8 protein-coding genes are annotated in these 7,199 nt (G+C 60.1%); 6 read left to right on the top strand and 2 right to left on the bottom strand.

Features of this window, described 5'->3' with window-relative positions; translation table 11 throughout:
- Positions 1-249: 249 nt before the first annotated feature.
- Entirely contained in the window at positions 250-744 is a 495-nt protein-coding gene (locus THIMADRAFT_RS24000; protein ID WP_040734126.1) for a hypothetical protein, read from the top strand.
- A gap of 293 nt (positions 745-1,037) precedes the next feature.
- Here THIMADRAFT_RS24000 and THIMADRAFT_RS28150 read toward each other — a convergent pair whose 3' ends face one another.
- Positions 1,038-1,262 carry a hypothetical protein gene (locus THIMADRAFT_RS28150; protein WP_050799685.1) on the bottom strand — a complete coding sequence of 75 codons (225 nt, stop codon included), beginning with the start codon at positions 1,260-1,262 and terminating at the stop codon, positions 1,038-1,040.
- A gap of 526 nt (positions 1,263-1,788) precedes the next feature.
- Between THIMADRAFT_RS28150 and THIMADRAFT_RS23985 the strand changes: the two genes are divergently transcribed.
- From THIMADRAFT_RS23985 to THIMADRAFT_RS23970, 5 genes are all read left to right on the top strand, one after another.
- Positions 1,789-2,127 (top strand): hypothetical protein, encoded by a 339-nt coding sequence (locus THIMADRAFT_RS23985; protein ID WP_040734124.1) that lies wholly within the window; start codon positions 1,789-1,791, stop codon positions 2,125-2,127.
- 1,038 nt (positions 2,128-3,165) lie between these two features.
- Positions 3,166-3,630, top strand: coding sequence for a hypothetical protein (locus tag THIMADRAFT_RS26925; protein ID WP_139052991.1), 465 nt, complete (start codon positions 3,166-3,168; stop codon positions 3,628-3,630).
- 565 nt (positions 3,631-4,195) lie between these two features.
- Positions 4,196-5,731 carry an IS21 family transposase gene (istA, locus tag THIMADRAFT_RS23980; RefSeq protein ID WP_083829387.1) on the top strand — a complete coding sequence of 512 codons (1,536 nt, stop codon included), beginning with the start codon at positions 4,196-4,198 and terminating at the stop codon, positions 5,729-5,731.
- Positions 5,732-5,753: 22 nt separating this feature from the next.
- Entirely contained in the window at positions 5,754-6,512 is a 759-nt protein-coding gene (gene istB, locus THIMADRAFT_RS23975; RefSeq protein ID WP_007195730.1) for an IS21-like element helper ATPase IstB, read from the top strand.
- A gap of 2 nt (positions 6,513-6,514) precedes the next feature.
- A complete protein-coding gene (locus THIMADRAFT_RS23970; protein ID WP_007195729.1) occupies positions 6,515-6,802 on the top strand; it encodes a hypothetical protein in 288 nt (95 codons plus the stop codon).
- Positions 6,803-6,828: 26 nt separating this feature from the next.
- On the opposite strand, the gene THIMADRAFT_RS23965 is transcribed toward THIMADRAFT_RS23970, so the two are convergent.
- Positions 6,829-7,199, bottom strand: a 371-nt coding sequence (locus tag THIMADRAFT_RS23965; RefSeq protein ID WP_007195728.1) for an IS66 family transposase, incomplete at its 5' end; no start/stop codon positions are given.

Raw genomic sequence — 7,199 nt, 5'->3', positions numbered from 1 at the left:
GATGCAGCACCCCGCCGCAGGCGGGACAACCCTCCCCTCGGGCGGCCTCGGCGAGGTCCTCGTCGATGTGCATCAACACGGCGAAAAACGTGGGGCTTTCAAGGACGGCGTGGCACACTGATGGAGTCTCTTTGTCTTCGCAAACAAGAGACTCTCCCGACGGGTGCTGTTGTTCAAGCACCCCGAGGGAGGCACACCGCTCTCCCTCATGAAAGATGACGATTTAAGGGGGAAGAAACATCAGGGAAGGTGGCCGTACTCACCATTGACGGCGGTTCCGGCGTTCTCAACGTAAAGGGTAACTGGACTGATTTTGGTGATTTTATTGCGAGCACGGGCAGAGTCAGGCTGCTAGCCGCCTGCACTGGCACGCCGGTTCAGGTGACCGGCGTCACCACTTTCTGCCACCTCGACCTCAGCACTACTGGCATCGACTATCTTTTCCCTGCCGATCAGACCATCACGATTCTCTGCTCACTCAACCTTGGCCAGGGCAACCGCCTCATCGCCGTCGGCGGCGGTAATGCCTTCTTCCAGCTTGGTCCCGCTGCGGTGATCACCGGCACTGCAGATTTGGATCGGGTTGTCATTCGCCAGCCTGATTCGCCATCGCCAGTTCCGATTCCGGCGATTGGCCCCGCTGGACTGGTCACTTTGGCCTTGCTGCTGGGAGGTGTGGCCACGTGGCGCCAATATCCCCGTTCCGGTGCCGCTGCTCTTACTGATCGCCCCAAAACCGCTTAGGGATTTTTGCCATGCCGTTCGCCTGCAACAGGAAACCCCTGGTCCTCGCAATCATGGCCGTGCTTACGCCCGCTGGCTTGGTGCTGGCGGGAAACATCGTTCAGACTCCAACCGGAGGAGCGGTCATTGTCACCGACGAGGACCGCTCGACGCAGCGCTTTCGCGTGAACGCTACGGGCGAGGTGTACATCCCAGGGTTGCCGGGTACGGATGCGGTAGGTACTGATCTGACCTGCTTTCGGGGAGGTGCCGGCGCCACCGCCGACGGTCAACTGGTAAAGTGCGCCCCAGGCTTAGGAGTTGGCCCCCAAGGCGAGATCGGCCCGCAAGGCCCGCAAGGTGTAGATGGCGCTCAGGGGCCGCAGGGCGAGACCGGAGCCGCGGGTGCACAAGGCCCCGAGGGTGCACAAGGCGTCATGGGCCCCCAAGGCGAGACCGGACCGCAGGGTCCGCAAGGTGCTCAGGGCGAGCAAGGCATCGCGGGCAAGACCATTCTCAGCGGCGAGGTTCCACCGCAAGCGGGCGACGGGGTCGATGGTGACTACTGGTTGGACACCGACACCCAGACCTTGTATGGCCCCAAAGTCGCTGGCGCCTGGCCGGCAGGGGTATCGCTGATCGGTCCCCAAGGCCCGCAAGGGGCGGGTGCAACAAGTGGCTATCAAAGAGTGTCCGGTGGGGGTGGCATTTATAACGACGACTCGCCAAGAACTGTAACTGCAGCGTGTCCGGATGGTACTTACGTTGTTGGGGGTGGATTTGAAATAAAGTCCTTCGATGATGATCCAGATGTTAAGGTAACCAAAAGCATGGCAACTTCCGACACGCAATGGTCTGTAACTGCCAGTAATACCTACCTTGGAAGGGATACGTGGAACTTGAAGACATATGCAATTTGTATATCAATAATAGGCCCGTAACTGACAGCAAGCACCCGAGCGTTACTATGAAATCCTCTTCGTAGTACCGGAATTCTCCAGGATTTCTGCTTTTCGTATAACAACTACGCCAACATCACCAGTCGATTTACAATTTAGAATCACTATGAATGATGTGATCATTGAAGGTTTTTTTATGCTCGGCGCGGCCGCATTAGGAGGAATGATTGCTATTTTTGGATCGAGATCAGGAGCGCAAGTGACGAAACTCAAGGAGGAAAAGGAAAAACTCCGGATTCAGCTCGATAAACTCCTCAGACAAGTCGAAGCCTATCATTTGCTCGAAGACTTGTATGCTCACGAGTTATCAGAGAAAGATGGCAAAAAGGCCGTCAAGACGATCAAGACGGAATATCGCAACAAGATTGTCGAAGTCCACCAGTGTGTGCGACCGAAAATGACGGCGAACGAAGCTAAGAAGTATCTGCAAGACCTGACACACTGAGGCTAGTTTGGCAAGGATTATTGCAAATCTCTGGAGTCTACTTCTTTGTTAAAATTTACCGGACCTTAGATCTGGTATTACTAACTTATTGCCTCGTTAAACATCATCTAGAGAGCCAATTCCAGCTTCAAAGCCGACTCGCCCGTCGCCCGACTGATTGTGCCCAGTAATGGATGCTATTGGCTCGAAATCCAGTACTATCCATCACTATAACCGCCTGTGACCGTATTGGGTCGAGTCCGGACGTTTCCACAGCACCCCTGCCGGTGTCGCAATGCAGCAGGAAGACCATGTCGGCCGGGTTGGCGGATCCAGCGCCCCGCATGCCAAGGTCCACCAAAATGTGATCCCAGAACCTCGGGGCTACGCAGTGTTGAACAGCCCTTAGCTGCTTGCCATGCCGCTTCAGACAAGTCCGGGCGCATAGATCCCAACGGCACCGCCGGGAAACCAGGCGGCAAACAGAGACCACGAACGTCAGCCTAACCGATGGCAAGAACCCTGCTTACTCTCCGTATTCGTAACTCGTGTACTTCGGAGATGGTCGCTGTCCGCCCGACTGCAGACCCCGGCCGGTGAAGCACCGGTGTCGGGATCTGGCCGACAGCGCCCCTTCGGAGTGGCAGTGCCAAGGAACCGCGACAGACCGCTGATGGAGCCCAGCCGTCGCCGATCCCGGCGAGGCGACAGACAGCAAGAGGCGCAATGCGGACGGTCGATGTCAACCCTCTCTGCAGCTAGTTCCTCACCCAAACGCGGTCCACGCAATTCCCTAACCAGCAGGACATGACAACGCGACGAGACCGAGGAACGGCGCGCCATCCCGTTGATCCGAGAGCGATTAGGGCATATAGTTCGTGCTTCTCGTGGCGGCTTTTGGCCGCCGCATGACCCACTAACGCACCAACGGTGTAGTCCCAGCAGCCCCCTAATTCAATGCCTTCCAACCAAAGTCCCTATCGCTGCTTCGCATCGCCAGGGCCGCGACTGACGGCGCGCGTTAAAAAGTTTTAGTATTCTTGACCGAGCCAGATCATAATGAATAGAGACCTCGCCGCCGCATATTATAAATTGCTCATGGCAATTCCTTGGGAAGAAGAACTGGTTGTGCATGGCATTAGAGAGGGATTAAATAAATTTCTTTCTAATGCCTATTTATCGATGAGTCCAAAATGTAAGCACGGTAGTGCTCATTTCTATAGTCTGAATGCGCTATCCGCGATGAAAAATGGCGATAAACGAGGCCTTGTATTTGACCATATGGTCCCAAAAACAGAATACATACAAAGACCTTGTGAAAAAGCAGCTCGAGAGAATAGATTGACAATAGAATACATTAAATACAAGCTTGATAATTATTGGAAAATTGCGGTTATTACGGCTACTGAGAATAGATTACTTTCATCCACGAAAATGCCAAAAGGTTGGGATGGTATTGATTACAAAGCAAGGTACACGCTGGCGAATATAGCGTTGCTTCCAGTTAATGAGGCTAATTTCTAACGAATAAGGTAGATCGTCGCTCGCTGCGCTCGGACGATCTAACATTACTCGTTAAGTACGAGCGGCCCCTTCGATGCAGCTGGCTGCAGGGGTCTTCCACGTATACCTCCCCCCGTCCCTCGGCCGTCCGCCGGCGTATGCTGCCGCTTGAGATACCTCTCCGTGTTGTCAGAACGAGCTACTCCAGGCCCCCCGCCTCCCGAGGAGCCCTAACTCAGCCGCTACTCGGGCATCAATCGAATCGACAACCGTAAGTTCCTCAAGACCGTCGGCGGCGGGCGCAACCGCCGTTCCTGGCCGAGTCCATGCGTCTCGGTGAGACGTCGGCCGCAGCGCCGGCACTGAGCGCCGTCTCGGGTGCTGTGCACATTAATATGCGTATTCCACGCCCATTCGGCCACCCATTCCACGGGCATTCGGCCACTGATTCCACGCTGATTCGGCCACCCGTTCCACGGCGATCCGGCCACTGATTCCACGGCCATTCGGCCACCCCCGGGCAGGGGGCGACGCAGGACCACGATCCACTAGGATCGACCCCTTTTTCGAAGCAAGGGGTCGAGAGATGGAGCGGTTGTCCATGCGTAAGATTCGCGAGTATTTGCGCCTGCGGTTCGAGGCCGGCTTGTCGCACCGGCAGATCGCGGCGAGCCTGCAGGTGTCGCGCAGCAGCGTCGGGGAGTACGAACGGCGCTTTGCCGCCTCGGGGCTGAGTTGGCCCTTGCCCGAGGCCTTGAGCGATCGGGAGCTGGAGCGGCGGCTGTTTCCGCCGCCACCGGCGGTGCCGGCCGACACCCGCGTGGTGCCGGACTGGACGGCGGTCCATCAAGAGCTGCGCCGTCCCGGTGTCACGCTGATGCTGCTGTGGGAGGAGTACCGGGCCGCGCATCCCGAGGGCTTCGGCTACAGCTGGTTCTGCAAGCGCTACGAGGACTGGAGCGGGTCGCTCGACGTGGTGATGCGCCAGACCCACCGCGCCGGGGAGAAGCTGTTCGTCGACTACGCCGGGCACACGGTGGAAGTCGTCGATCCGGCCAGCGGGGAGATCCGCACCGCGCAGATCTTCGTGGCGGTGCTCGGGGCCTCGAACTACACCTACGCCGAGGCGACCTGGTCGCAGGGCCTGGCCGACTGGATCGGCTCGCATGTGCGGGCCTTCGCGTACTTCGATGGGGCTCCAGCCATTCTGGTCCCGGACAATCTGCGCAGCGGCGTGAGCAAGGCGCATCGCTACGAGCCGGATGTCAATCCCACCTATCTGGAGCTGGCCAACCACTACGGTGTCGCGGTCGTGCCGGCGCGGGTGCGCAAGCCGCGCGACAAGGCCAAGGCGGAGACCGGGGTGCAGATCGTCGAGCGCTGGATCCTGGCGGCGCTGCGCCACCAGAGCTTCTTCAGCCTGAGCGCATTGAACACGGCGATCGCTACCCTGCTGGAACGGCTCAATCAGCGGCCCTTCAAGAAACTGCCCGGTTCACGCCGCACGGCCTTCGAGACGATCGATCGTCCGGCGCTGCGCCCGCTCCCCCTGACCCCTTACGTCTACGCGACCTGGAAACGGGTGCGGGTGAACATCGACTATCACGTCGAGGTCGACGGGCACTATTACTCGGTGCCCTACACCCTGGTGAAGCAGGCCCTGGACGTGCGCCTCACCGAGCACACGGTCGAGTGCTTCCACCACCGCCATCGCATCGCCAGCCATGTGCGCTCGCCGCTGAAGGGCCGCCACACCACCATCGCCGAGCACATGCCCAAGGCCCATCGGGAGTTCGCCGAGTGGACCCCGGAGCGCCTGGTGCGTTGGGCCGAAAAGACCGGACCGGCCACCGCCGGGGTCATCGGTCACATCATGGCCAACCGTCCGCATCCCCAGCAGGGCTTCCGCTCCTGTCTGGGGATCCTGCGCCTGGGCGAGCGTTACGGTCACGAGCGCTTGGAGGCCGCCTGCCGGCGGGCCCTGCGCCTTGATGCCTGCCGCTACAAGAGCATCGAGTCGATCCTGCAACGCGGCCTCGACCGCCAAGCCCTCCCCGAACAGCAGAGCCTGGATCTACCCGTCGCCCACGACCACCTGCGTGGTCCGGGCTATTTCCACTAAACCTCACTCGGAGTCAGACCCCATGTTGCATCATCCCACCCTGGACAAGCTCCAACAGCTGCGCCTCACCGGCATGTCCACCGCCCTGCGCGAGCAGCTCGATCTTCCCGAGATCCACACCCTGGGCTTCGAGGAGCGCCTCGGCCTGCTCGTGGACAGAGAGCTGACCCTGCGCGAGGATCGCCGCCTGCAGACCCGTCTGCGCCAGGCCAAGCTCAAGCACAGCGCCTGCCTGGAAGACCTCGACTACACCACCCCGCGCGGTCTGGATCGCGGCCTCGTCACCCAACTGGCCACCGGCCAATGGATCCGCGAGGGTCTCAATTGCCTGGTCCTCGGCCCGACCGGCATCGGGAAAACGTGGCTGGCGTGTGCACTGGCCCAGCAGGCGTGCCGCCAGGGCTTCACCACCCGCTATCTGCGCGCCCCGCGTCTGTTCGAGGAGTTGCGCCTCGCTCATGCCGACGGCGGCTTCCCCAAGCTCATGCGCAGCTTCGCCAAGACCGATCTGCTGCTGCTCGACGACTGGGGGCTCATGGGGCTGGACGCCGAGGCCCGGCGCGACCTGCTCGAACTGCTCGACGACCGCCACGGTCAGCGCGCCACCCTCATCACCAGCCAGCTGCCGGTCGAGCATTGGCATGACCTGATCGGCGATCCCACCCTGGCCGACGCGATCCTCGACCGACTGGTCCACAACGCCTACCGGATCACCCTCAAAGGCGAGTCGATGCGCAAACGCCACGCCCGGACGTTGACGCCGAGCGTACCCGCCGAGTAACAATGACCCACCTGCGTCGCTTCGCTCCGACTGCCCCGGCCGAATGGTCGTGGAACGGGTGGCCGAATGCCGGTGGAATCGCCGGCCGGATGTTGGTGGAACAGGTGGCCGAATGGCGTGGAATGCGCATTAATATCCAGAACATCGGCATCCGTGATGTAGACGCGGTCGATTGCGATTTCCGTCAGCCCAAGCAGGCGCGGGAGTTGACTCTGGTCAATCGTCCTCGTTCCATTGAGTTGAAGACGTTCGAATGGATGTACACCGAGGTCGGTCTCGTAAAAAACTGATGTAACTGTTCAGGTAGCCAACCGCCTTACGGCAAGTGCGGCATCGGAGGCTGGCCCCGGAAGGTCATCACAAGTGCGGGATAGAGATCGATCGACTGCTTGCGCAGGGTGGACAGATAGGAGCGTACCGTGGCGAAGGCCGCGGCACCTTCGGGCGAGCGGAAACAGCCCGAGACCTTCTGCTTGAGCTTGGGCATGCGCAGGTCGCGTTCCGCTTGGTTGTTGTCGAAGGGCACCCGCAGATCCGTGACAAACCGCATGACCTCGTCGCGGTGGGTGCGCAGGCGCGCGACCAGGTTGTAAGCCGGCGTCTGTTTGACCCGTCGTCGACTGCCCGGTGGCGGGAGGCGCTGCGGATGAAAGAAGGCCCCGTCGGCGAGGATGCGTGTCGTAACGG

Origin of the sequence: Thiocapsa marina 5811, from assembly GCF_000223985.1 — a bacterium.
Classification (GTDB): domain Bacteria; phylum Pseudomonadota; class Gammaproteobacteria; order Chromatiales; family Chromatiaceae; genus Thiocapsa; species Thiocapsa marina.
This window is presented reverse-complemented; position numbering and strand designations above follow the sequence as displayed.